Genomic DNA, 26,574 nt, shown 5'->3' with positions numbered 1-26,574 from the left:
CACAAACATAAACATATAGAAGAGATGACATTAGATGCTAAAATTCCTCAAGGCCCATTAGCCGAAAAATGGAGCAAGCATAAATTTGATCTGAAGCTGGTTAACCCCGCCAACAAGCGTAAATACGATATCATTATTGTAGGTACCGGTTTGGCAGGCGCTTCGGCAGCTGCCACTTTAGGTGAGCTGGGTTACAACGTCAAGGCATTTTGTTTCCAGGACAGCCCACGCCGTGCGCACTCTATTGCTGCACAGGGTGGTATCAATGCTGCTAAAAACTACCAAAACGATGGCGACAGCGTTTTCCGTTTATTTTACGATACCATTAAAGGTGGTGACTACCGCGCACGCGAAGCCAACGTTCACCGTTTGGCCGAAGTTTCGGTAAACATCATTGACCAGTGCGTGGCACAGGGTGTACCTTTTGCCCGCGAATACGGCGGCTTGCTGGATAACCGTTCATTCGGTGGTTCGCAGGTATCGCGTACCTTCTACGCGAGGGGCCAAACAGGACAGCAGCTTTTATTAGGCGCTTACTCTGCCCTTAACCGCCAGATCCATGCCGGTAAAGTAAAAATGTATACCCGCCACGAAATGCTTGACGTGGTAACTATCGATGGCCATGCCAAAGGTATTGTTACCCGTAACATGCTTACCGGCGCGATTGATACCCATGCTGGTCACGCCGTATTATTGTGTACAGGCGGTTACAGCAACGTGTTCTACCTGTCAACAAACGCTATCGGATCTAACGTAACGGCAGCTTGGAGGGCACACAAACGCGGTGCTTTCTTCGGTAACCCTTGCTATACTCAAATTCACCCAACCTGTATCCCGGTAACCGGCGATCACCAGTCTAAGCTTACGCTGATGTCTGAGTCGCTGCGTAACGACGGTAGGGTATGGGCACCAAAAACGGTTGAAATTGCCGAGCAATTGCGCAAAGGCACTTTGAAAGCCGACCAGGTTAAAGAGGACGATCGCGATTATTTCCTTGAGCGTAAATACCCGGCTTTCGGTAACCTTGTTCCGCGCGACGTGGCTTCACGTAACGCTAAGGAAATGGTTGAAGAAGGCAGAGGTGTAGGCGGTTCGGGCTTCGCTGTATTCCTTGACTTTGCCGATGCTATCAAACGCCTGGGCGAAGAAACAGTTAAAGCCAAATACGGTAACCTGTTTGATATGTATATCCAGATTACCGACGAGAACCCGTATAAACAGCCAATGCGTATTTACCCTGCGGTACACTATACCATGGGCGGCCTTTGGGTTGATTATAACCTGAGCACTACCATCCCCGGTTTATATGCCTTGGGCGAGTGTAACTTCTCAGACCACGGCGCTAACCGCCTTGGTGCTTCAGCGTTGATGCAGGGTTTATCTGACGGTTACTTTGTAATCCCTTATACCCTTGGTGACTATCTTGCTAAAACCGGCCCTAAAAAGGTTGATACAAGCCACCCTGCTTTTGAGCAAACCAAACAGGATGTAATTGCACACGTAAATAAATTGCTGGCCCTTAAAGGCAACAAAACTACTAACGAGTATCACCGCGAACTTGGCCACATTATGTGGGAGTACTGCGGTATGGCCCGTACAGAAGAAGGCCTGAAAAAAGCCAAAGGTTTGATCCAGGCTTTGAAAGCCGATTTCTGGAAAAATGCTATCGTAACCGGCGAAAACGAAGAAGTAAACGCTTCGTTAGAAAGAGCTGGTCGCGTGGCCGATTTCATTGAACTTGGCGAGCTGATGATCGACGATGCTTTAATGCGCAAAGAATCATGTGGTGGCCACTTCAGGGTTGAGTCACAAACTGCCGATGGTGAAGCACTGCGCGATGACGAAAACTTTGCATTTGTTGCTGCCTGGGAGTTTAAAGGTGAAAATCAGCCGGAGGAATTGCATAAGGAACAGCTGACATTTGAAGCAGTTCATTTATCACAACGTAATTACGCATAGTGAATGGTTAATTAGATGAGTGGTTGATTAAGTTAACAACCATTCACCTAATCAATCGCTCTCTCAATCAACAAAAAATAACGATAACTCAAATCTAAAACAAAGATGAGTAACGGAAATATGAACCTGACGCTTAAAGTATGGCGTCAAAAAAATGCTCAAACCCCGGGTAAATTTGTAAGCTACAAAGCTGAGAACATTTCGCCTGATATGTCGTTCCTTGAAATGCTCGACGTGGTAAATGAAAGCCTGACCCACAAAGGCGATGAGCCAATAAACTTTGACCACGACTGCCGCGAAGGTATTTGCGGTATGTGTTCATTATATATCAATGGTCACCCACACGGACCAAAACGCGGTATCACTACCTGCCAGCTGCACATGCGTACCTTCCACGATGGTGAAACCATCACTATCGAACCATGGCGCGCGCAAGCATTCCCAATTGTTAAAGACTTAGCGGTTGACCGCTCCGCTTTCGACAGGATCCAGCAGGCTGGTGGCTATGTTTCGGTGAATACCGGTGGTGTACCTGATGGCAACGCTATCCCAATTCCTAAGGTTATTGCCGATGAAGCTTTCAACTCGGCTACCTGTATTGGTTGCGGAGCCTGTGTTGCAGCTTGTAAAAATGCTTCGGCTATGCTGTTCGTATCTGCTAAGATCACTCAGCTTGGCTTATTGCCACAAGGTCAGCCAGAGCGTTACCGTCGTGTGCAATCAATGGTTGCCCAGATGGACGAAGAAGGTTTTGGTAACTGTACCAACACCGGTGCCTGCGAAGCTGAATGCCCTAAAGAAATTAAGCTTACCAACATTGCCCGCATGAACAATGATTATTTCAGCGCGAAACTGTTCAGGGAAGAAGAAGTACACGAACAAAATCACTAATTGAATTGTTTAGGATATAGCAAACGGCCCGGTTTTCACCGGGCCGTTTTTGTTTATAAACCATCTCAAACGGATAAGCTGGTTGATGTTTTTGTTTCTACCCATGACATAATTCACAAAAAAACTGTCATCCTGAGGTACGAAGGGATCTTCTTCAACAAGCATGGCCGCTATACACGGGCGAAGAAGATGCTTCGTACCTACCCATGACATAATAAATGAAGGATGTTCCCGTCAGCAGGTAAGCTTCGGATGAAATCGGGCAGAACGATGGTGGCCTTGAGCGCAGGAAAGGGCATAGCAAGTTTTTGCAGAAGCGTTGGGAATGCGGATGCGGAGCGGGGCAAAATAATTGCAGCCGTGGTTCTGTCCGATTTGCAGGGCAAAGGCCTGTGCGCAAAGAAGCCTATCTGCTGACTTGATTTTTTGGGTACTTTTGTATCAAGACAAAAGTACCTGGCCCGCGCGGCCAGGAGCGCAACGATGTAAGTCCATAGAACAAAGATCGTTACCTGCCTGTTGGGGATTGCTTCGTGCCTCCCAATGACGTGATGAAGATGTCATTTTACCTTCAGAATCCACCGGATTTAACACTCAGCATGACAAATGGCGAATGGCATTTTTCCCTTCAAACTCCCCGGACTTAAACACTGCATAACATGATTCGGGCAGCTTCAGGCTACATCAACCACCAGTTTACCAACCGATTTACCGTTCTCAATAATGTCATGTGCTTCGTTAGCTGTGGCCAATGTAAAACGTCTTTCATCAACCAACGGAACAAGCATACCTGCTTCTGCAAGTTTAGTTGCTTCCTCCATAATTTCGCCATGATGTTTGCGCCCTCTGCCACTGATCATCGGCATCAAAGTAAACACCCCTGAATACGTTGCACCACGAAATGACAAGGGAGCCAGCTTATGTTCGCCCCAACCCAAACAGCTTACCACATGCCCGGTGTAATAGCGGGCGGCAACAAATGAGGCATCTAACGTAGCACCACCCAAAGTATCATAAACAATATCAAATCCCTCACCATTGGTATATTTGTTCACATATTCTTCAACAGTTGTGGCGCGGTAATCAATAAAAGTGGCTCCTATACTTTCAATATATTGCTGTTGTGCAGCACTGCCGGTAGCATAAACATCGGCTCCAAATGCCCTGGCTATTTGAACTGCTAAATGACCAACGCCGCCTGCACCGCCATGAACCAGTACTTTTTGACCTTCATGCACATTTGCCCTATCCACAAGGCCTTCCCAGGCAGTAATGAAATTAAGGGGCATAGAGGCCGATTGGCGCATACTTAAATTTGAAGGCTTAACAGCAAGCAAATCCGCGTCAAAAGCGGCATATTGCGCGTAAGTACCTTGCAAGCCACCAATGCCGCCTGCAAGTCCATATACTTCGTCGCCTACCTTAAAACGGGTAACACCAGGACCAACAGCTTCAATGATACCGGCGAAATCCATCCCTAAAATAGCTGGTAACGGCTGTTGGGCATGCCCGCCTTTTCCGGTGCGGATCTTGTTATCCAATACGCTCACACCACTTGCTATAATGCGTACCAGTACCTGACCTTCTGCAGCGAGCGGACGTTCTATTTCGGTTATGGTAAAAGGGGCATTTGCTTCGGTGGCAATTAACGCCTGCATAGTCGGTTTATTTTGATTTTCCATTTTAGTAATTCTGAGTTGTTTTATTTATAGTGCAAAATTATACAACACATAAACCACCTGCCTTGTACAAACCCTCGTAATAATTGTACATTTACACTATGGTTAAAGATAATTTATACCAGCCGTTCGAGATCGTATTACGCGAGCCCCTTAATGCCTGCCCCCGCAGCGAACATTCGCACAGCTTCTTTGAGTTTATTTATATTGTAAGCGGCACCGGGAAGCAATGCATCAACAAAAGCAAATTCAACTATAAGCCCGGGCACTTATTTCTGCTTACGCCCGATGATTCCCATTATTTTGAGATAGCAACCTCAACGCAGTTCCTCTTCATCCGTTTTAATATGGCTTACGTCAAGGATTACAAACTGCCCGGCGATGCAGCTAAACACCTCGAGTTTATCCTCAAAAATGCTGCCCAGGCCCCCGGCTGTGTATTAAAGCACCACGAAGACAGTGCCGTTGTAAAACCTATTATGCAAGCCATTATCAATGAGCAAAATAAAAACAGCCTTTACAGCAAAGAACTTTTACAGCAATACATCAACACCGTTATTGTAATAGTAGCGCGCAATATTGCCATGAGCATGCCTGATGGGGTTGATGAAAATACAGAGGAAAAAACAATTGATATTTTGCAATACGTCCAGGCCAATATCTACTTCCCCGAAAAGTTAAGAGCAGAGGTCATTGCAGATAAAATGGGGATTTCAGAAACCTACATAGGCCGCTATTTTAAAAAACACACCGGCGAAACCCTGCAGCAGTATATTATCAACTATAAACTTAAGCTCATCGAAAACCGATTGCTGCACAGCAATATGCGCATGGTTGAAATTGCCAATGAACTTGGCTTTAATGATGAAAGCCACCTCAACCGTATTTTTAAAAAGTACAGACGTATGAACCCTTCAGATTTCAGGAAAGCGGCGAATACAATTTAGAGTTAATACTTGCAGAACAGCGCCTTATCATTTGTACTTTCAAATCAACAAAACACAGTTTTTAATTATACAAATCAGTACAAATTGAAAATTTGATTAAAATATCTTCAAAAATTTCAAAATAATTTGCTTTTTTATCAAAAACACTTCATAAATTACAATTTCTAAAGATAACTGATTATCAATTTTTAAACTATTGTAATTTTTCATGGAAGAATCAGCTTATTTTGACAAATACAACCCAATAAATAACGTTTGGGATGAAATGTATGGCTTAGATGCTAATGTTCGAGAACATTACCGCAAAGTAATTGACTACATTTCGAAAGAATCGGCCGACGACCTGAATAAAAAGGAGGAGCTTGCCAAACGCCTGTTCATGAGCCAGGGCATTACCTTTACTGTTTATAACAGCGGCGAAGGCATTGAAAAGATCTTTCCTTTTGATATTATTCCACGCATTATCACTGCCGATGAGTGGGCTTTTGTTGAGCGGGGCATCAAACAGCGCCTTAATGCACTTAATCTTTTCCTGAAGGATATTTACCACAACCAGTTTATTGTAAAGGATGGCATAGTACCTATTGATATCATTTATTCGTGCCCACATTTTTTGCGCGAAATGTACCAGCTCCAGGTACCATATGATATTTATGTGCACATTTCGGGCATCGACCTCATCCGCGATGAAGATGGCACTTTTTACGTACTGGAAGATAACCTGCGCACCCCGTCTGGCGTAAGTTACATGCTCGAGAACAGGGAGATCACCAAACGGCTATTTCCTGATCTGCTGCCGCAATGCAGCGTGCGTAGTGTTACCGAGTATCCATCTATATTATATAAAAACCTTTTGGCGCTTTCGCCAAGGCAAATTCATAACCCAACTATTGTTTTACTTACGCCGGGCATTTATAATTCGGCTTATTTTGAACATACCACGCTGGCCCGCTTAATGGGGGTAGAGCTGGTTGAAGGGCGCGACCTGGTGGTGAACAATCATAAAGTTTACATGAAAACCACTACCGGCCTGCAGCAGGTGGATGTGATCTATCGCCGGGTGGACGATGAGTTTTTAGATCCGCTGGTATTTAATCCGGCAAGCATGCTGGGCGTGGCAGGTTTGATGGGCGCATACCGCAAAGGCAATGTAGCCATTGTAAACGCTACAGGCACCGGTGTTGCCGATGATAAGGCAGTATATGCTTATGTGCCTGACATGATTCGCTATTACCTGAACGAAGAGCCAATACTCAAAAACGTGCCAACCCACCAGTTGGGCAATCCCGACGAGCGCGAAATGGTGTTTAAAAACCTCAATAAAATGGTGGTTAAAAAAACCAACGGCAGCGGTGGCTACGGTATGTTGATGGGGCACGCGGCAAGCGAACAGGAAATAGATGAATATAAAAAGGAAATACTGAAAGATCCGCGTAACTTCATTGCACAGCCAACTATCAGTCTTTCGGCGGCACCGTGCTATATGCAGGGTGAGTTAAAGCCGCGCAGGGTTGACTTAAGGCCTTACGCACTTTATGGCCCCGATGGCATTGAAATTGTACCGGGCGGTCTAACGCGAGTGGCCTTAAAAGAAGGATCATTGGTGGTGAACAGTTCGCAGGGTGGCGGTAGTAAGGATACGTGGGTGTTAAGCCCCCCGGCCCCCTAAAGGGGGAGGAAAAGAAGCAGAATAAAGAAGTTAGGACAAAATATAAATAACAAAACACCAGAGGATTTCGTCTCTGGATAATCATTCCCCCTTTAGGGGGTTAGGGGGCACTATGTTAAGCAGGGTTGCAGCAAGTTTTTATTGGTTAAGCCGTTACATTGAGCGCAGCGATGGCATGCTGCGGATGTTAAAAATTAATTATGCCTCATCGCAGGATACAGTGCAGGAATTTACCTGGGAGCCGGTAATGCGGATTTTTGCCGGGCTCAACGCAGGTGAGGCCGAAAAGCTGGACAATGACAGCCGGTCGGTTTTAAAGTATATGGTTACCGGGAAAAGCAATCCAAACTCTATACTCAACATCATTACCCTGGCGCGTGAAAACGCGCGTGGCGTACAGGAACACATCACCAAGGATCTTTGGCAATGCCTGAATGAATATTACCATACTGTAAAAGACCCACGACTGGAACGTGCGCTGCACCGTGAAGACCCGATAGGGGTACTGGACGTGCTGATAAAACAGGTAATGCTTTATTACGGTACTGTGGAGATCACCATGGAGCGCGGCGAAGGCCGTGCATTTATGAATATTGGCAAGTATCTTGAAAGGGCTATCCAGTCGGTTGATATTTTGGATACTAAGTTTAGTTCGATAAGTGACAACCCCGACCTGCTTACTGATACTACGTACTGGAAACACCTTTTGCTTTCATTGGGCGGATATGAGCTGTATTTAAAAACCTATCGCGAAGGCTTTGAGGCCGAAAACGTACTGGAACAGGTTGTGCTTAATAACGATTTTCCACGGTCGGTTATCTATTCGGTAAATAATATCCAACGCTATTTCGACAGGTTGAAGAACGACAGCAATGCCGACGACTACCGGGAAATGTCGTTCCAGATAGGCAGGTTGCAAAGCCGTATCAAATACAGTTCGGTAAAAAGCATTAAGCAGGAGGGGTTACACCTGTTCCTCACCCAAATCAGGAGTGAGCTGTACGGGATTGGTAATTCACTTAATCAGCACTATTTTGCTAATTCATAAACTTAATTTGAAAACCGCTTAATTTGAAAATTTGCCGATTTGAAGATTTGAAAATTTGAAGATGTTCGGCCTAATTCATTTTCAAATCTTCAAATCGCCACATTATCAAATTATTCAATTAACCAATTAAATAGATTTTGTTTTGAAGTTTTGAAAACCTCTTTTCTCATTTTCAAATTTTCAAATCCTCAAATTAAAAAATTAAAACAATGCCTGAATTTAAGATCCAACATATTACAAAATATACCTATGAGGGCCCTGTGCGCGACAGCGCCAACCAAATCATCTTGTTCCCGATAAAAGACGACTACCAGGAAGTAATTAAGCAGGAACTCAACATAACCGGAAACCCGGTAGTTGATACGCACACCGACTATTACGGCAATGAAGTTGGCAGTTTCACGTACAGTAATCAGCACAATATGCTGGTCATCAACTCAAAACTGGTTGTTACTACCCGCCAGCGCCCCTTGCCGGTAAATGATATTTTTCCGGAGCAGCAATGGGAAGATCTTAAGCGCCTTCAGTACATGGTGCCATATATTGATTTTTTAAAACAGGAATATTTTGAGGGGCTGCCCGAACTGCAGGAAGTAGTTGAACAGGAGCGACGTAAAGACGAAACGCCTTTCCAGGTGGCGCTTCGTTTTTGCGGCTGGGTATACAAAAACTTTGAGTACATCAAAGGGGTTACTACGGTTGAAACAACACTTGATGAAGTATGGAAGCTCAGGGCCGGTGTTTGCCAGGATTTTGCCCATATTTTGATGGTCATGCTTCGTCAGCTTAAAATACCATCGCGCTATGTAAGCGGTTACATTTGCACCCACAGCAGTGCTATGCGCGGCGAAGGTGCTACCCATGCCTGGGCCGAAGTATATGTACCCGATTACGGATGGCTCGGTATCGACCCTACCAACAACTGCGTTGCCAACGAAACCCATGTACGCCTGGCAGTAGGCCGCAATTTTTCCGACTGCTCGCCGGTTAAGGGCGTTTATAAAGGCGCTTATGGCCACAAACTGGAAGTATCCGTAGTAGTTGATGACGCCGATGCCATCGTTTTTGAGGACAAAGCCCACGAAACACCTGCTATACATGCGGTAACCGAATTTTCAAAAAACAGTTATCAGCGTTATATGGAGATTATTCAGCAGCAGCAACAACAGCAGCAGTAGGGAAGTTGGCAGTGGCAGTTTTCAGTTGGCAGAAAAAAAGAATAGAGAAGATATGTCATTGCGAGCGTAGCGCGGCAATCTCGTAGCCAATGCATAGACCAATAACCTTTTTTGATTACAAGAGCAAACGGGCAGGAAAAGTTGTTGGTGACAACACCAACAACGGCATTAGTTTAAAACAGGGCGTATAAGATTTCTCCTCACTCTCCCTCACTTCCCCACCCGGTTCGTCGAAATGACAACGCTGGGCTGCAAATCAAGGTTCCACGCTTTGATAAAAAGCAACCAGGTTTGGCGCTATCACATGCACATCGTGCTGCTCTTCAATCAGGCGACGGGCGTTGAGGCCTATGTTCCGGCAAAATTCCTCGTCGGTAATGCAACGCTCAATGGCATCATAAAACTCCTGTCGGTTATTGGCAATAAGAATATTGGCTCCATTGGTAAAGTTGATCCCCTCGGCACCCAGTGAGGTGGAGATGATACACTTTTCCATAGCCATGCCCTCAACTATCTTAACCCGCATACCTCCACTCGAAAGCAAAGGCACTACCATGATAGCCTTACTGTTTACAAACTCCGAAGCATCATCAACCTCGCCCTGGATAAAGATCTTTCCCATGGCTTCATAATCATCAAAACTATCGGGGATATTATGCCCGGCGACATAAAATTTTACGCGGAGATCGCCCTCTGTAAGGTCTTTATAAAAGTTTTCGATAAACCACTCAATACCCTCCCGGTTGGGCATCCAATCTAACGAACCTAAAAAAAACAGGCTCGGAAACTCCGTTTTATTGTAGTCGGGCTTATAATCGGGCAGGGAGATCCCTACCGGAAAAATATCAACCGGAATGGTAACGCCGTATGATAACAGTGTTTTTTTATCCTCGTTTGTAAACACGGCAATACCATCAAATTTATTGAGCTGCTGCAGTTCATAATCCTTAACCCTGCGGGCCAGCAAATGCAGGTACCATTTCTTAAACAGATCGCTTTTTTGTTGCGCTAACCTCATCCATACCTGGTGTTCAATATTGTGCGACCGGTAAATTAACCGGGCCTGGGTATGCTTGCGCATGGCGGCCAGGTATGGCGTTACAAACAAGCCTTCAAACTGAATAACATCATATGTAGTTTGGCGCAGTTCGCGTAGCAGAAGTTTTTCAAATTCGGCATCATAATAACGGTCAACATCGTTCGCCTTTTTGTTGAACAAGTTAGTGATAGCGTCCAGCACGGATACGTTGATGTTGATATCGTAGGATGTGTACTGAATTTTCTGCAACAATTCATCTTCTGTTGTTTGTACACTGCCATTATATCTTTTACCATTCAAAGCCACCAGTGCAACCTCGTGCCCAAGCGCAATTAAACCTTTAATGGTATTGCAAACCACAATGGCGTAACCGCCATTTTGCGGAAATGGTACACGATGTGTTAAAATTAGGATCTTCAAACGGTGGAATGGGTTTTTAACAAAAATACCATCCTGAACGTGGTATTCAAAACTTCATTAAAAAATACTTAACTGCGGATCGGTAACCCTGAAGGTACGGCGATGATAGGGCGTAAAACCTATCTTCATTACTGTTTCGCGATGCTTGGTAGTAGGATAACCCTTGTTGGTATGCCAGTCATATTCCGGGTGTTCGGCAGCTATTTGCATCATATAATCGTCGCGGTAAGTTTTGGCCAATATGGATGCCGCCGCAATGCTAAAATATTTTCCATCCCCTTTTATAATACACTCATGTGGGATGTTCCGGTACTTTTTAAAGCGATTGCCGTCGATGATTAAAAACTGGGGCTCAAGATGTAGTTTTTCAATAGCCCTGTGCATTGCCAGGAATGATGCATTGAGGATATTGATCTCATCTATTTCCAGGTTATCAACAGATGCAACGGCATAGGCAATGGCTTTCTCTTCAATTTCGGCACGAAGCTGATACCTTATTTCCTCGGTAACCTGCTTTGAATCATTCAGCAGGTGATGGTCAAAATCGGGAGATAAAATAACTGCGGCTGCAAAAACCGGCCCGGCAAGGCAACCTCGCCCGGCTTCATCGCATCCTGCCTCTAAAAATTCGTACTGGTACCTGGCTGATAGCATCCGGCAAATATAATAAGTGTTGTAAACGTGTTAGTGAAGTAATTAGTATGATTAGTTTTTCAACAACGAAGATTACGCAGCTTTTACGCTAAAAAATCTTTAGCGTAAGCAAGGTGATATCATCGATCGGCTTGCTTTTATGCACATTACTCAGGTAATCCATCAAAGCCTGATTAAAATTATCGGGCGATAGCTCGCCATGCGCCAGCACAAAATCAAGCAATTTATCCTCATTCCATACCTTTGAACTTGGCGACTCAAAATCCATAAGCCCATCGGTATAGTTAAAGATCAGGCTGCCGGGTTCAACGTCAACTTCGCCCTCGTTTAAAAAAGGCAGGTCTTCAAAAACACCGATCATCGTAGTGCCCAATTTAAGCGGAATAGCCCCGCCTTCCGAATAAAGGATGGTTGGATTGTGGCCCGCATTGATATAATTAAGCCGTCGCTTTTTTTGATTGTAGCGCGCAAGAAAAAGGGTAATAAACCGCTCGCCCTTGGTATTGCTGAGCACAATTTTATTTAATCTGTCAACAATGTTGGTCAAATCACCATCAACCGCTGCCCAGGCATGCAAACTGGCCTGAAAGTTGGCCATCAGCAATGCTGCCGAAATTCCCTTGCCCGATACATCGGCAATGCACCATAAAAACTCATGATCATTTAGGCGGATGAAATCAAAATAATCGCCGCCGATGTTTTGGTGCGGAAGATATTTAGCACCGATCTCCACACTATCATCTTTATGCTCCCGCATGGGGATCAGCATATTTTGCACTTCTACAGCAAGCTCCATCTCGCGCTGAAAACGTTCGGACTGCAGCCGCTCGCGGAAAAGTTTCTTGTTTTCAAGCGCCACAATAATCACATTCATCAGCGTTTGGATGAAGTTGAGATCATTGTTAAGCATCTCGCCCGAGGTATTAAAATCGCCGATGAGGGCGTAAGCGAGGGCTTTACTTTTATGATATACCGGGATAAAGTAATTGTATTTTTTGAGGACTGGGTCGCGGTGCCCGGCGATGGCTGTAGGGGCTTTAACCTTACTCAGTTTTTTACAGGCACGGGCTAACACCACGGACGATTCGATATCGCCGCCATATTTGGCTATACAGGCAAATTTATTATCCTTCTCAATCAAAAAACGCAGTTTGCCTACCTGCAAATAGTTTTGCAGAATAACTTCCAGCATTTGAATGAGGATAGGAGTAGCGGTGTTTTTGTTTATCGCCCGCGTAATTTCCAATAAAGAATTTAATTCCGACTGCCGTTTGAGCAAAAGCCTGATCAATTCGTCTTCGCCGGAACCGTCGTCTATATTCAGCATATTGATATAAGTCCGCTGACTAAAATAGAAGAAATAATTTTTAAATACGAGTACTTTGTGATTTTATATCAAAGGCATCGCGCAAGCCAACAGTAACCAGGTTAAAAGCATAAACCAGCAGCATGATGGCCCCCCCAGGAATGATAGCCAAAAATGCCGAATCCATAACAATATACCCATAATGCTCCTTGATCATGCCACCCCAGGTTGGCATAGGCGGCTGTGCGCCAAAGCCTAAAAAACTAAGCCCGGCCTCTAAAAGTATAGCCGATGCAAAATTTGATGATGCCAATACCAGCACAGGCCCGGTGATATTGGGCAAAATATGTTTGGCAATAATGCGCTTATTACTAAAGCCTAAAGCCCTTGCCGCTTCAATGTACTCTACCTGTTTAAGTCCCATTACCTGCCCGCGCACCAGGCGCGCAACCTCCACCCACATGGATAGGCCAACAGCTATAAATATTTGCCATAACCCCTTACCCAATGCAAACGATATGGCAATCACCAGCAGCAGCGCAGGCAGCGCCCATAAGATATTCATCAGCCAGCTTAAGGATGCATCTACCCAGCCTCCGAAGTATCCGGCTACAGCCCCAACGGTTACCCCAAGCAGCATACTGATAATAACCGACATCAGGCCCACGGCAAGTGAAATTCGGGTGCCCAGCAGCAGGCGGCTCAACATATCCCGCCCATAGCCATCGGTACCCAGCCAAAAAGTTTTAAAACCGATATTTTCTTTCCTGATCCTGGCGTCGAAACTGTGATAAAGAGCTGCTGAAGCAGTCGCTACAGTTGTTTGGCCGTTATCGTTAAAAATAACCTTGCTATGTTTATAAACAGGCTTTTGCCCCGTTACCACTTCAAAAATATTGAATGCTTTTTTTTCGGGTTTATCTTCATCGCCAATGTAACCGTTAACATAAATGGAATCTTTAACAAAATGATAACCGGTTATAGGGATCTCTTTATAAAATGACTGCTGGCCGTACAGCATCCTTGAAAATACATTTACAGTATCAACAGGCTCTGCTTTCCGGAGTTTTAAAATCATGTAGGTTGATCCCGGCTTTTTTATACTGAGCTGGATGATCATATTATTGGCCAATGGTGTGTCATCGGGCATAATAAGATAGCCCATGATGGCAACAAATAACGTAAGCAGGATAAACGCCAGCCCGGATACGGCTATTTTATTACGCTTAAAAACACGCCAGGTGCGTTTTGCTGGTGTAATTTCGGCCAATGTGTTAACAGTTCATGTGTATTGGCTAAATATCGTTTAAATAGGCGCAATTAGCAATAATGAAGGGTTTCTTTACAAACGCATTATGAAGCCGAAATCTTAAGGCTCAAAGCACATAACCTTTTACAAGCCCGGAGTAGATTTCCTATACCTACGTTTGGTAGCTTTATGCTTTCAGCCTTCGGCTTTTAGCTTAATTATAGCTTACTTAACTATCCTGCCTTTCCAGGCGTATTTTTTGTTTTTTCCTAAAAAGCCGATAACAACGAAATAGAGGACATTAAGCGGCAAAACAAAACTTACATACAATAATAGTTCGCGCCGTTTTAAGAAGTTCATGATCGGTGTCATGTACAACAAGTCTATCGCATATTTAATGCCGATGGTAAGCAAAAACAGCTTCAGGAAATAGATATCAAAAATCCCTAACACCGCTGTAAACAGCAACATAAAATTGCACAGCCAGACACTAAGCGCAAAAGCAACCATTTTTTTGTTTTTGTACTTGGTTGATTTTGATGCCCAACGACGCCTCTGTTGCATAAACTCCTTTAAGTTTGGTTTTGCGTGAGTATATACAATCGCTTCGCGCCGTTTTAAAAAGCCAATCCGGCCGGGATAGCGCTCTGCTACTTTATGCAATAGAAGTTCGTCATCGCCCGAGGCCAGGTCGTCTATGCCGGCAAAACCGCCTACTTCGTAAAATACATCTTTACGATAGGCAAAATTTGCCCCGTTGCATGTTGCAGCAAACCCATGTCCTAAAAAAGAGCCTCCCATGCAAATAAGCGACGAAAAATCGAGTGTTTGCATCCGCTCAAATACCGATTGCTCCTGGAAATATGTTACCGGCGAAGAGATCATCACCAGGTTATTCTGCTCATAGAAACCAACAATAGTACGCAGCCATTGATTGCCCATACGGCAATCTGCATCTGTGGCTACCATTAAATCGCCTGTTGAAAGCTTGATGGCCTCTGCAATTGCCTTCTTTTTATAGGAGTTAAGCGTTTCGCCAAGTTTGAGCTGAAGCAATTTAACTCCTTGTGGCGCATAGCTGCTGATAATGGCAGCAGTATTATCTGTTGAGTGATCATCAACAATAATAACCTCCGTCAGGTGTTTGGGATAATCCTGAGCTAAAATATCTTCGATAGTTAAATGAATTTTTTCTTCTTCATTACGGGCCGCTATAAGCACAGTAACTTTGGTATGTACCGAATTAGCAACAACTGGCCCCATCGTGACCTTTGCCCAGCCTATGCGCAGATAGATCAGCAATACCACATAAAGCCCAATAGAAAATAACGAAATAATACTAATCAGCGCGGTCAAAGAATTTGAGTTTTAAAACGAACAACGATCCTAAAATAGCAGGAATAAATAAATTAATGAGCCATATTGATGATACACCGGCTATTACGGCAATATTTTGATCTGTTACATAAACAAACAGGTGCGAAGCTGTAAAACCACGCACCCCGATATCAAACAAATCAAGCGATGGTATGGCAGATGATACCAGGAAAAACAACGTTAGCATCATCATCATTGGTACAATATTCATATTGGGCACCAGCATCTGAAAAACCAGGAAATACTGGAATGAAAACGTGAGGTAACGCGCAATACTGAAACCCATGATCTTGATAAGCTCATGCGTACGATAACGCCCCATCACCTCAAAAAAACGATGGTATTTTTTGATAAACGGAACCTTATCGAGCAAAGTAACTGCCCAATTGATGTTAAAATAAAATATTAGTTGTATAGCTACTATTATTGCACAAACCGCAGTTACGCCCCAGGCCAGCGCCAAATTGGTATGAATATAATTAGCAACAAACCATATCATGGCTATTACCCCCAAAACATTAGTTACCGAGCCCTGGCTAAACGAGCCTACCCCCATGGCAAAAATGCCCGGAACACGTTTGCGCGGCGGCAAAAACATTACACGGCCGCCATATTCGCCCAGCCGGTTAGGGGTGGTTACTGCCCAGGTAAGCCCGCAAAAAACAGCCTCAACTGCCTCCCACAAACTAATATTAATAAGGGTTTTGGTCACGTACCGCCACTTAAGTGCTTCCAGGAACCAATTCAAAAACATCAATAAAACAACCAGCCCCATCACAATAACAACATGGATAGTACTTATTTGCGATGCGAAATGCTCAAACTGCTTTAGGTCGTTATTCTTTTTATTGAACTGCCGGTAAATAAACCACCCTGCAACAATTAATATACCGGCCTTAAGTAAATACGAAACAACCTTTTTTGCAGAACGTGTCAAGTAGATAAATTTTATGCAATGTTACAAAAAAATGGGGCATGCTAAAGCTTGCCCCATACAACACTACACCGTTAGTTTTGTTTACTTCAATCGTGCTTTTAAAAAAAACAGCGTATTTGCATAAGCATCTTTAGTGGCATCGCTGTTATAAATAGGATTGCTTGGATTTGCAAAACCATGATCGGCATCATATTGATGCAGGTAAACCTTTTTTCCGGCGGCTTTCATGTCGGCATCGAATTTGGCTACCACTTTTGGATTAATCCACTGGTCTTTGTTGGCAAAGTTTCCCAGTACGTCGGAGTTTAGCGTTTTTAGCTTGTTAACATCCTGCTCGGGCATACCATAATACATTACACAAGCCACGGCTTTTTTGCCGGCAAGCAAACTGGTTTGCAGGCTCCAGCCACCGCCAAAGCACCAGCCAATTGTGGCGATATGGGCATTAGCACCGGCGTAAGCTATGGCGCCATTTACAATAGCACGCGCCCTGTCGTCATTTACACCCTGCATAAATTTGCCTGCATCTTCGCGCGTGGTTGCTACCTTACCATCATACAGGTCAAGATCAATGATATTTACATTGCCCAGGTCATTATACAGCTTTTCCGATTCTTTTTTTACATAATCATTGAGGCCCCACCATTCGTGTATCACCAATAAATAATTGTTGGTTGGCTTTTTTGCTTTCATAAAAAACGCCGATGCCTGTTTCCCATCGGGTGTTTTGTAGGTAATGGCCTCACCGATGCTGCTTTGAAAATGCATTGGCAGCGGATTTTTGTGCGACATTTTAAATTGGGGGTTTGACGCCAGCATGGCAAATTGCTGCGTTGCTGAAGGGTTGCTGCAGCAAACTACTTTGCGCTGTGCAAAAGTCATAGTAGCTAAACCGATAAATAGCGTTACCAGGAGCAGTTTTTTCATGGGTTAAAATTTTACGTTAATAAAAGCTGATGTGTAATTTAAAACAATACGTTGGCAATGTGGTTTTAGTTGTTAGGCTTATGTAATTAACCTGCATAAATTTATGATAATGTAATATATAATTACCTAAAATTTAATGCAACGTGTTTATGATCCATACAACCTTATGGATTAAAAACACGTATATAATAATTACCAATATATAATATAATATGCCTGCCCCACCAATTCCTGATAACGAAATGGAAAGGCTTTTAAGCCTGTCAGAATTTGATTTGGATTACGCCGAACATAAAGATAGTTTCAAAGACCTCGCCAAACTGGCGGCCAAGGTTACCGGAACTGAAATATCGCTGGTTAATCTTATCGATTCTTATACGCAATGGAGCATCAGTGGCTACGGGCTGCAGATTGAACAAATGCCCCGTGAAGATTCGGTTTGCCAGTATACCATTATAAACGGCGAATATTTTGAAGTAGGGGACCTGCAAAACGACGAGCGTTTCAAGGATAAATTTTATGTAACCGACGAGCCGAAGCTGAGGTATTATTATGGCATTCCGCTTAAAACAAGCGACGACCATAACATCGGCGCTTTATGTGTGCTGGATAAAAACGTTAAGGAACTTACGCCCGAAAAGGTTGAGCTTTTAAAGATCATTGCCGATGAAATAGTAAGTCGCTTAAAAGACTTGAAGGTAATCGGCAAGCTTAAAAGTAAGCTTTCTGAGGCCAACGAAACTCAAAAGAAGGTAGCCCACGATATCCGCGGACCATTAAGTGGCATTATTGGCCTCGCCCAGCTTATTAGCGAACAAGGCGAAGCAAACCAGATTGAAGAGGTGCTTGAATTTATCAACCTGATCCATAAAAGTGGTCGATCAATACTGGAGCTCGCAGATGAGATTCTGAGTGCCGATAAAAAAGATTACAAACCGGTATCTAATGGTGCGGAATTTAATTTACTGGTTTTTAAAGACAAAATAGAACGCCTGTTCATCCCGCAGGCCCGTAATAAAAATATCCTGCTTACCGTAAAAACATCATCCCAGTCGGAACGGATCCCGTTTGCCCGAAATAAGCTATTACAAATAACCGGCAACCTGATTTCAAATGCCATAAAATTTACACCCAGGGGTGGTCACGTTGAAGTTGACCTGAGCCTGGAAGTAAATGACCATATCAGCACATTGCAAATCCAGGTAAAAGATAATGGAGTTGGCATTGATGAAAACGGCATAAACAAGATACTGAGCGGTAGTTCCACATCATCAAGCGGCACAACAGGTGAAGCCGGTTTTGGCTTTGGACTGGCTTTAGTAAAACATCTTGTTGAAACCCTTAAAGGTACAATAAATATCTATTCAAAACCGGCAGAAGGAAGCGTGTTTGAGGTAAGGCTACCGCAAAAAGTGCAATAATGAAAGTCTATCTGACAAGGAAATTTTAGGAAATAGAAGTTTGCGTAAGGCAATATATCCTTAAATAAAAAGTTTCCGGAAAGGTAGATTTACAGATGCTATACATAAAGTAAAATACCGGCCTAAAGAACCCGGTATTTTACTTTAGATTATATTTTTACCAGCTTTTGCCGCCGCCGCCACGGTTATCTCTTGAGTAGCCGCCACCGCCGCCGCGGTTACCGCCACCATAACCGCCACCACCACGGTTGCCACCGCCGTAACCACCGCCACTGCTTCTGCGATCGCCGCCTGGTTTTTTCTCTTCTGCCTGGCTTACTGCAATTGATCTTCCTTTAACTTCAGAACCGTTTAGGCCGCTTATAGCTTGTTGTGCTGCCTCATCATCTGCCATTTCAATGAATCCGAACCCTTTACTTCTTCCTGATTCCCTGTCAATAATAATTTTTACGGAGTTAACTTCACCATAAGCTTCGAAAAGCTGCTTTAAATCGGCTTCCCCTAAAGAAAAAGGAAGACTTCCTACGAATATGTTCATTAATATTTAGTTTTTAATGGGCATGCTTTGTTAATTACCCACGTTTTGTTAACATCAAATATAGTAATAGATATTTGATGATTACTGCATGTTTATGTGAATGAGTGCTTTTATTTTAAAAAAAATATTTTTTTTGACGATTTTGGGAAGATAAATGAAAAAAGCCAATCCATTAATACAAAGGCCAATTGCTTTTGTTTTAAAAATATGGTGTTTTTGTAAAATAAATATATAAAGAAAGCACCGCCCTTATTTTTTTAATATTAACGTAACAAAAATTTATTTTCCGGAGATAAATCAGCAGTAAAAACCTAAACTACCGATTCAATTTTGTACCGTTTCCCATTAAGCGCAAACTCTTCTCCTGCTTTTTTGCCACCAAGCAGATTTCCCACAGGCGATGCCGGCGATACGGCGAAATACGTTTTGCCATCAAGTACTAAAGTACCAGCACTTATGGCCAGGTAAAAATTACCATTATTGGTAACTATTACACTTCCCGATTCGGCATGTATCGAGGTGCCTGATATATTAATGCGGTTTAAGGTCACCAATAGCTTATTGGCTTCGTTTAATTGCGCCATATTACGGTTGGTTTCCTGCTGCATCATTTCGCGCCCGGTTTCATATTTATCGCCCGCGCTGCTTTTGGTATCGTCGGTTGAGGCCTTTTGTGCATCGGCTATGGCAAGCTCTGCGGCTTCCATAATTTTACGCACGTGATTAACACATAATTGATGTAATTCTTTCTTCAGATCGCTCATTCAGGGTATAAAACAAAAAACTAAAATAGGAGGAAAGATCAACATTTGTTGCGAAGAAAACGACTGATAAAAATAAAAGCCCCCTTGCACTCGCTGCTTGGGGGCTTTAAACCTAAACCTTATCACTATTTGCAGGCGTTAACCTACAAAGTAGATAAACGTTACTAATAGTGATAATGGTATGTTCGACTAATCAAAACTGACAAAATAATGATATTCGCACATTATAAGCCAACGGTTAGTTTATATTAACCGCCTTACTTACAGCTTACCGGCAAAAAACTTAAGGGTTGATAAAATATGCTTTGCCCAGTATGACCACTCGTGCCCGCCGGGGTTTTCTTCATAAATATGCGGGACCTTCTCCTTTTCCAGTTTTTTATGTAAATCGCGGTTGTAGTTGATGAGCAGGTCATTAGTACCGCAGTCAAAACGAACAGGCGGCAACTGATCCCTGTATTTTTTAAAGGTGGCAAATACGTCTTCATCGGCCACAATATCCTGGGCATATGTTTTCAGGGGCTCGCCGGCAAAAAGTTTGATTTGCGGCAGGCTTGTTATTGATGAAAGCCCGGCAATAGCTTTAAACTTATGCCCATATTTTGCACCAATCCGCAAAGCGCCGAAGCCCCCCATAGATAAGCCCGCTATAAACAACGGTGAATTTTGTTTTGCACCCGGGATATTCTCCATTACAGCAGTAGGTACATCCTCGGCTATCCATTGCTCAAAATTAAAGCCGCTGTGCGGTAAATAGCCTGAGCCATCGCCCCAAAGCCCGTCAGACGGCATGGCTAATATCATTCTCGGCAATTCGCCTTTTTCAATGAGTGCATTGGTTTTTAAATGAACGCCCGCGCTCATGGCCCAGCTCCAGGCACTACCGTATACACCGTGCAACAATATTACAATAGGCAAAACCTCATTTTTATGAGCGCCAGGCGGTACATATAAACAGATATCGCCACGACCTTTAAGATTGGGCGTTTTTACCGTTATAAACCGCAGCTGGTTACTTTCATATTGAGGATTGGAGATTTCTGTAGTTTTAAATGGCATGAGCTTGTTCAGTCGAACACGATAACACCTTTTGCGTTTTTGCCTTTCAGCATATCGTCAAAAGCCTTATCAAGTTCGTTTATAGGGTATGTACGTGTAATCATTTCTTCAAGTAGTATGTGCCCGCTGGTGTAGTGTTGTACTATATCAGGAAAGTCGATTTGTGGGCGGCACTTACCATAAAGCGGGTTAATGTAAATTTTGTCCCACTCAAAAAGGCGCATATCAATGGTGATATCCTGCTCAATACCGCTTACCTGCACCGCTGTGCCTGCATTGCGCACCATCGCTAACGGGGCAGCGCCTAATTCGGGTATAGCAGTACATTCAAAAGCATAATCGGCACCGCGGCCTCCGGTAAGCTCTTTTACTTCTTCGGCCGCTTTAAGCAGACCTGTATCATCTTTCGCAGCCAAAATAGTGTGGGTTGCGCCAAACTTAACAGCCATTTCAAGGCGGATGGGATTAATATCAATGGCAATGATCATGCCTGCGCCTGCAACTTTTGCACCCTGTATCACATTAAGGCCTACGCCGCCGGTACCCAATACCACTGCCGATGACCCGGCTTTTAGTTTAGCTGCATTTACAACAGATCCATAGCCCGCCATTACCCCGCAGCTAACAATACTTGCCGCCGGGAACGACATGATATCAGAAGGATTTTTCACCACTGCTGACTCTTTTACCAGTGTATACCCGGCAATAGTGCCAATATTGAAAGACCTTAAAACTGGTTCGCCATTATACGTTGTCCCATCAAGATCAGCATGGCCCGGGGTGTAGCCGTTACCTCCCGCTGCAACCGGCGAGGCTACTTCACACAAATGCTGATTACCCTCAAGGCACTGAAAGCATTTGCCGCAGTGCATGGCCCAATTCAGGATCACTTTATCACCAGGTGATACACTGCTAACATTTTTCCCAACCGAAACTACAACGCCTGCACCTTCATGGCCTATAATTAGTTGTTTCCCCCAGTTCAGGGAATCGTGATCTGTATGGCAAAGCCCTGCCGCCTTTATTTTAACCAGCACTTCATCATCCTTCGGCTCATGTACCACTATATCCTGTACAGAAAAACCTCCTTTACCATCGGCAATTGCTGCCTTGCACGTTATTGCCATAATTGAGGTTTTTTCATCGGTTGTTAAACTTTATAGGTGTTATCAAGCTACACTTTGGCAGGGCCGAAATATGTTTAACCTATATAACAAAAGTATAGTAACACATGGTTTTAAAACTTTAGCAAATTGTCCAAAAAGTGGCTTATTTTATCCCGGACATTGTTTTTTGGTGATTTTCCCATGCGTTTAATCTTCGAAAGGATAAAATATACCATTTTTTCACACTTACAGTTATTGTTAGTTATCAACACTTTACGTTACTTTAATCACCAGTTACAACTATTATGAAAGCAAACAAGCTAATTATTCTGATGTGCATATCGTTTGGATTAATTTTCGCCAGGGTTAATGCAAAGCCGAATACGCAGGCTAACAACGAAATTATCTACCATATATTTCAGCGAAGCTTTTATGACAGTAATGGTGATTATCATGGCGACCTGAACGGCATCCGCCAAAAGCTTGATTATTTGCAGGAACTGGGGGTAACCTCTATTTTGGTTACCCCCCTTTATGAATCTGCTTTTTATCATAATTACTTTGCCATTGATTTTGAAAAGATCGACCCAAAATACGGCTCTCTTGCCGACTATCTTAAACTGATCAAAGAACTCCACCGCCGGGGCATGAAATTTTATATGGACATGGAAACCCAATATGTTACAGAGGATTCCCGCTGGTGGAAAGAAGCTTTCGGCAATCCCCAATCGCCGTACAGCGATTATATTTTATGGGATGATAAGGACAACAAAAAACCATCAACCATAGTATATAACCTCACAAGCCTCACCGGTTACGACAGCGTAACCCGAAAAATTACTACCGCAAACCTTAACAGCGAAGCATCAAAAGCATACAACCTCAAACTGTTCAGTTACTGGGTAGATCCTAACGGCGATGGTAAATTTGACGATGGGGTAGATGGTTTCCGGCTTGACCATATGATGGACGATTTGGATAACAAAGGCAGGCTCCCGCACTTATTCGATACTTTCTGGAACCCCTTGCTCACTAGACTAAGGGCCATCAACCCTAAAATTAAAATAGTGGCCGAACAAGCCAATTGGTTTAGCCTCGGCACCGAATACCTGGAACATGGCGGCGTTGACCGGGTATTTGGGTTGCGGCTTTGCTTTGCTATCCGGTCGTTTGATAAAAAACTACTGTTGGCCAATGCCGATTCTACCCTGGCTATGCTGCCTCCCGGTAAGCAGCAGGTGGTTTTTATTGAAAACCATGATGTGCCCCGTTTTAGCTATGCCGTTAAAGGCGATTTGGCGAAACTAAAAGTTGGCAGTGCTTTTAACCTGCTAATGGGCGGCATCCCCTCTATTTACTACGGCCAGGAGTTGGGCATGACCGGCACCACGGCCAATTTTGGTGCTACGGATGCTAACGAAATCCCCGGCAGGGAAGCTTTTGAATGGTACAAAAGCGATACAGGCAAAGGCATGGCCTTATGGTATAAACAAACCGGCCCATGGAAAGACCGCTTTAATAACGATAAACCAAACGACGGCATTTCCCTGGAAGAAGAAAAACAGGATCCCAATTCGTTATGGAATTACTACAAACAGATAATCGCTATCCGCAGGGCAAACCCGGCATTTGTTGATGGCCGTTATAAAACTATCAGCAATGATAATGATCATGTTTTTACATTTATGAGAAAAGATGCCGGGCAAATGATACTTGTAGCGATAAATCTGGCAGACAAAGAAACGAGGGTAACTATCGATGTTAATGGAAAGCCCGTTAATATTATTGGAGATGCAAAACCAGAGATAAAAGGAGAGAAGCTGGCGGTTAATTTGCCTGCGTTTGGGATAGGGGCGTGGGAGCTTCACCCCCTCTAAATCTCCCCCGGTAGGGGAGACTTTAAAATGTTTTAAAAGTTGCTCTAAAACTTGCGCTCGTTTGTAACGAGTGCAAGATCAAAAAACCCTCCCTTTCGGGGAGGGTTTGGGAGGAGCTTACATCGAAGCCGAAGCTTTCACATTCTCCATTCCGTAATGCTTCAGGATATCATCAGGTACACCTGTCCATTTACCGGGTTGGTTACCTGCGTAGCCGATATCTTTTACGCCGATTTCGCTGGTGAAAAAGCCTGATGCAGTAAGATCCCGCATGCGGTTGAAGAAGGCTACACCCTGGGCCATTTCTGGTTTGGCTTTGTTGGGGTAGGCAATCATATCTATCAACTGGATCTGCTGATCTTTGGTGCAATCGGTAAATGGCTTACCAAATCGGTTAAGACATTGTAGATCGAGCCAGCGCAAACCACCGCGCATCGGGGTTTGATGATCTGGCATATCTTTTACAATAAACTCAATGAAATCAGGGACCTTGGCGTCAGATGCACTGCCCGATTTATCATCCTTAGGGATAATAATATCTGCCAGCACGGTGATTGTTGCCATCTCCGCAGTGGTGAAAAACTTATCAGCGTGCAATTTCTTGTCACGCTCAACCTCAAAGGGCTGGCGACCAACCTCGTCGCCGGCTGCTGCGGTGGTTGTTTCTTCTGCGCCTTTTTTAGTATCGGTTTTACAGGCCTCCAGTAATAATCCTGCTGAAAGTGTACCCAAGCCCAGGGCTTTGAGGGAGTCACGTCTGTTCATAAAATTGTTATGTTAGCTTGTTAAACGTTTAATTTTTTTCTTTCCTGAATAATGTATTCTGCGGTACGCATTGATAACGCAAGGATTGTCCATGTTGCGTTTTTATCGCCTTGCTGCACAAATGGAGCGGCGTCAACCACAAACAGGTTTTTACAATCATGCGCCTGGCACCATTTATTTAAGGCCGATTTTTTAGGATCGTTACCCATACGGATAGTACCAACTTCGTGGATGATCTTACCCGGGGCTTCCAAACCGTAATTGGTTTCAGGACCTTGCGGACCGCCATAAATTGCGCCACCCATGTTATGCATAATTTCCTGAAAGGTTTCCTGCATGTGCTTAGCCTGTTTAATTTCTTCAGGAGCCCATTTGTAGTGGAAACGCAACACCGGGATACCATATTTATCAACCACGTTTGGATCTATTTCGCAATAGTTATCATAACGGGCAATGGCAGTACCACGGCCGGCCATACCAAACTGGGTACCATAAAAACGACGGTAGTCATCTTTTAACGAAGCACCGTAACCGCCTGCTTCTTTCATTTTACCGTCGCGGCCAGGCACAACACCATTCATATTTTGGATACCACCGCTAAAGCCGTATGATGGCATGTGTAAACCACCACCGTATTCGATATGATAACCGCGTGGGAAATCCAGTTTTTTATTATCTAACCACCATGGCGAGTAGATGTGCACACTACCAACACCGTCTTCGTTGTAACGTTTACGGTCCATCAGTTGCGGAAGGAACCCGCCGGCACTTGAACCGGTAGAGTCGTGCAGATAACGACCAACAACACCGCTGCTGTTAGCCAAACCACCCGGATGCTGGGCTGATTTTGAGTTAAGCAGGATCCTGGCCGATTCGCCCGCACTTGCACCAAGGATAACCGTTTTGGCGTTAACCTGGTACTCCTGTAAATCCTCTTTATTAATATACGATACGCCAACGGCTAAACCTTCGGCATTGGTAATTACCTCACGCACCATGGCGTTAGTAATTACTTTTAAGTTACCTGTTTTAATAGCCGGGATCACCAAACATGATGATGCAGAGAAGTCGCCGTAAACTTTACAGCTGCGACCGCACTGTCCGCAGAAGAAACAGGCGCCACGATCTTTATTGCCCGGTAAAGCTTCTGTTAATACCGAACCACGGCCCGGAATAATTTTAACGCCTGCTTTTTGAGCACCTTGTACAATGTACAACTCGTTAAGTCTTGGTTTTGGCGGAGGCAGGAAGATACCATCCGGTTCATTCTCCAAACCTTCTTTGGTACCGTAAACACCAATCATGCGGTCAACCTTGTCATAGTATGGTTTTACGTCATCATAGGTGATTGGCCAATCGTCGGTAAGGCCATCTTTGGCCTGAAAATCGCGCGGGCCCATCCTTAACGAGATCCTGCCCCAGTGATTGGTACGGCCACCCAGCATTCGCGAGCGGAACCAGAAAAACTCGGTTTTATCTTTGGTGGTGTAAGGCTCGCCATCAATTTCCCAGCCGCCAAAGGCAGCATCAAAATCGCCGAACGGACGGGTTGTACCCGCACCACGGCGTGGCGACTCCCACGGCCATTTCAATTGTTGTGAATCTTTAGCAGGGTCAAAATAAGCACCGGCTTCAAGCATTAATACTTTTATACCGGCATTGGCCAAAACGTAACCGGCCATACCCCCGCCGGCACCCGAACCAACAATCACCACATCATAGGTGGCTGATGATTTTTTAATTTGCAGATCGCTCATATTATAT

Annotated in this window: 23 protein-coding genes; 8 read left to right on the top strand and 15 right to left on the bottom strand. The window is 44.1% G+C overall.

The window, feature by feature from the left end; translation table 11 throughout:
* The first annotated feature begins 24 nt into the window (after nucleotides 1–24).
* Nucleotides 25–1,959 (top strand): fumarate reductase/succinate dehydrogenase flavoprotein subunit, encoded by a 1,935-nt coding sequence (locus AC59JO_RS22730; protein ID WP_413670452.1) that lies wholly within the window; start codon nucleotides 25–27, stop codon nucleotides 1,957–1,959.
* A gap of 105 nt (nucleotides 1,960–2,064) precedes the next feature.
* The gene (locus AC59JO_RS22725; protein ID WP_413670453.1) at nucleotides 2,065–2,850 is read left to right on the top strand and encodes a succinate dehydrogenase/fumarate reductase iron-sulfur subunit; all 786 of its coding nucleotides are present in this window, start codon (nucleotides 2,065–2,067) and stop codon (nucleotides 2,848–2,850) included.
* Between the two features lie 9 nt (nucleotides 2,851–2,859).
* On the opposite strand, the gene AC59JO_RS22720 is transcribed toward AC59JO_RS22725, so the two are convergent.
* Both AC59JO_RS22720 and AC59JO_RS22715 read right to left on the bottom strand, forming a co-directional pair.
* Nucleotides 2,860–3,063 carry a hypothetical protein gene (locus tag AC59JO_RS22720; protein ID WP_413670454.1) on the bottom strand — a complete coding sequence of 68 codons (204 nt, stop codon included), beginning with the start codon at nucleotides 3,061–3,063 and terminating at the stop codon, nucleotides 2,860–2,862.
* A gap of 461 nt (nucleotides 3,064–3,524) precedes the next feature.
* Complete coding sequence (locus tag AC59JO_RS22715; RefSeq protein WP_413670455.1) at nucleotides 3,525–4,532, bottom strand: zinc-dependent alcohol dehydrogenase family protein; 1,008 nt, start codon at nucleotides 4,530–4,532, stop codon at nucleotides 3,525–3,527.
* A gap of 98 nt (nucleotides 4,533–4,630) precedes the next feature.
* Here AC59JO_RS22715 and AC59JO_RS22710 point away from each other — a divergent pair, with 98 nt between their 5' ends.
* The 4 genes from AC59JO_RS22710 to AC59JO_RS22695 all read left to right on the top strand — a co-directional run bounded on the left by AC59JO_RS22710 (nucleotide 4,631) and on the right by AC59JO_RS22695 (nucleotide 9,371).
* A complete protein-coding gene (locus AC59JO_RS22710) occupies nucleotides 4,631–5,476 on the top strand; it encodes an AraC family transcriptional regulator (RefSeq protein ID WP_497308181.1) in 846 nt (281 codons plus the stop codon).
* 208 nt (nucleotides 5,477–5,684) lie between these two features.
* Nucleotides 5,685–7,145, top strand: coding sequence for a circularly permuted type 2 ATP-grasp protein (locus AC59JO_RS22705; RefSeq protein ID WP_413670457.1), 1,461 nt, complete (start codon nucleotides 5,685–5,687; stop codon nucleotides 7,143–7,145).
* A gap of 112 nt (nucleotides 7,146–7,257) precedes the next feature.
* On the top strand, nucleotides 7,258–8,193 hold the full coding sequence (locus AC59JO_RS22700) for an alpha-E domain-containing protein (protein ID WP_413670458.1): 936 nt from the start codon (nucleotides 7,258–7,260) through the stop codon (nucleotides 8,191–8,193).
* A gap of 209 nt (nucleotides 8,194–8,402) precedes the next feature.
* Nucleotides 8,403–9,371 (top strand): transglutaminase family protein, encoded by a 969-nt coding sequence (locus tag AC59JO_RS22695; protein WP_413670459.1) that lies wholly within the window; start codon nucleotides 8,403–8,405, stop codon nucleotides 9,369–9,371.
* A gap of 256 nt (nucleotides 9,372–9,627) precedes the next feature.
* On the opposite strand, the gene AC59JO_RS22690 is transcribed toward AC59JO_RS22695, so the two are convergent.
* From AC59JO_RS22690 to AC59JO_RS22660, 7 genes are all read right to left on the bottom strand, one after another.
* On the bottom strand, nucleotides 9,628–10,830 hold the full coding sequence (locus AC59JO_RS22690; protein ID WP_413670460.1) for a glycosyltransferase family 4 protein: 1,203 nt from the start codon (nucleotides 10,828–10,830) through the stop codon (nucleotides 9,628–9,630).
* Between the two features lie 57 nt (nucleotides 10,831–10,887).
* Nucleotides 10,888–11,484: a ribonuclease HII gene (gene rnhB / locus AC59JO_RS22685; RefSeq protein ID WP_413670461.1), complete on the bottom strand. Its 597-nt coding sequence runs from the start codon at nucleotides 11,482–11,484 to the stop codon at nucleotides 10,888–10,890.
* Nucleotides 11,485–11,572: 88 nt separating this feature from the next.
* Nucleotides 11,573–12,811, bottom strand: a complete 1,239-nt coding sequence (locus AC59JO_RS22680) for a PP2C family protein-serine/threonine phosphatase (protein WP_413670462.1) — start codon at nucleotides 12,809–12,811, stop codon at nucleotides 11,573–11,575.
* A gap of 40 nt (nucleotides 12,812–12,851) precedes the next feature.
* Nucleotides 12,852–14,060 carry an ABC transporter permease gene (locus tag AC59JO_RS22675; RefSeq protein WP_497308177.1) on the bottom strand — a complete coding sequence of 403 codons (1,209 nt, stop codon included), beginning with the start codon at nucleotides 14,058–14,060 and terminating at the stop codon, nucleotides 12,852–12,854.
* Nucleotides 14,061–14,264: 204 nt separating this feature from the next.
* Nucleotides 14,265–15,395, bottom strand: coding sequence for a glycosyltransferase (locus AC59JO_RS22670; protein WP_497308175.1), 1,131 nt, complete (start codon nucleotides 15,393–15,395; stop codon nucleotides 14,265–14,267).
* A complete protein-coding gene (locus tag AC59JO_RS22665) occupies nucleotides 15,379–16,353 on the bottom strand; it encodes a hypothetical protein (protein ID WP_497308173.1) in 975 nt (324 codons plus the stop codon). Before AC59JO_RS22665 ends, AC59JO_RS22670 begins: the two co-directional genes overlap by 17 nt.
* An 81-nt stretch (nucleotides 16,354–16,434) precedes the next feature.
* A complete protein-coding gene (locus AC59JO_RS22660) occupies nucleotides 16,435–17,280 on the bottom strand; it encodes a dienelactone hydrolase family protein (protein ID WP_413670466.1) in 846 nt (281 codons plus the stop codon).
* A gap of 212 nt (nucleotides 17,281–17,492) precedes the next feature.
* On the opposite strand from AC59JO_RS22660, the gene AC59JO_RS22655 reads away from it, so the two are divergent.
* On the top strand, nucleotides 17,493–18,701 hold the full coding sequence (locus tag AC59JO_RS22655) for a GAF domain-containing sensor histidine kinase (protein WP_497308171.1): 1,209 nt from the start codon (nucleotides 17,493–17,495) through the stop codon (nucleotides 18,699–18,701).
* 157 nt (nucleotides 18,702–18,858) lie between these two features.
* On the opposite strand, the gene rbp is transcribed toward AC59JO_RS22655, so the two are convergent.
* The 4 genes from rbp to AC59JO_RS22635 all read right to left on the bottom strand — a co-directional run bounded on the left by rbp (nucleotide 18,859) and on the right by AC59JO_RS22635 (nucleotide 22,189).
* On the bottom strand, nucleotides 18,859–19,239 hold the full coding sequence (rbp, locus tag AC59JO_RS22650; protein WP_090532614.1) for an RNA-binding regulator: 381 nt from the start codon (nucleotides 19,237–19,239) through the stop codon (nucleotides 18,859–18,861).
* A 311-nt stretch (nucleotides 19,240–19,550) separates the two neighbouring features.
* The gene (locus AC59JO_RS22645) at nucleotides 19,551–19,946 is read right to left on the bottom strand and encodes a 3-oxoacyl-ACP synthase (protein ID WP_497308169.1); all 396 of its coding nucleotides are present in this window, start codon (nucleotides 19,944–19,946) and stop codon (nucleotides 19,551–19,553) included.
* Between the two features lie 318 nt (nucleotides 19,947–20,264).
* Nucleotides 20,265–21,062: an alpha/beta hydrolase gene (locus tag AC59JO_RS22640; protein ID WP_497308167.1), complete on the bottom strand. Its 798-nt coding sequence runs from the start codon at nucleotides 21,060–21,062 to the stop codon at nucleotides 20,265–20,267.
* Between the two features lie 8 nt (nucleotides 21,063–21,070).
* On the bottom strand, nucleotides 21,071–22,189 hold the full coding sequence (locus AC59JO_RS22635; RefSeq protein ID WP_497308165.1) for a Zn-dependent alcohol dehydrogenase: 1,119 nt from the start codon (nucleotides 22,187–22,189) through the stop codon (nucleotides 21,071–21,073).
* A gap of 284 nt (nucleotides 22,190–22,473) precedes the next feature.
* On the opposite strand from AC59JO_RS22635, the gene AC59JO_RS22630 reads away from it, so the two are divergent.
* A complete protein-coding gene (locus AC59JO_RS22630; RefSeq protein ID WP_497308163.1) occupies nucleotides 22,474–24,045 on the top strand; it encodes an alpha-amylase family glycosyl hydrolase in 1,572 nt (523 codons plus the stop codon).
* 117 nt (nucleotides 24,046–24,162) lie between these two features.
* Here AC59JO_RS22630 and AC59JO_RS22625 read toward each other — a convergent pair whose 3' ends face one another.
* On the bottom strand, nucleotides 24,163–24,810 hold the full coding sequence (locus tag AC59JO_RS22625) for a gluconate 2-dehydrogenase subunit 3 family protein (protein ID WP_413670472.1): 648 nt from the start codon (nucleotides 24,808–24,810) through the stop codon (nucleotides 24,163–24,165).
* Nucleotides 24,811–24,830: 20 nt separating this feature from the next.
* On the bottom strand, nucleotides 24,831–26,567 hold the full coding sequence (locus AC59JO_RS22620; protein WP_413670473.1) for a GMC family oxidoreductase: 1,737 nt from the start codon (nucleotides 26,565–26,567) through the stop codon (nucleotides 24,831–24,833).
* Nucleotides 26,568–26,574 lie beyond the last annotated feature (7 nt).

The organism is Mucilaginibacter sp. A5337 (assembly GCF_059690695.1).
Note: the sequence above shows the minus strand (reverse complement) of the source record. Positions and strands in the feature narration are given on the sequence as shown.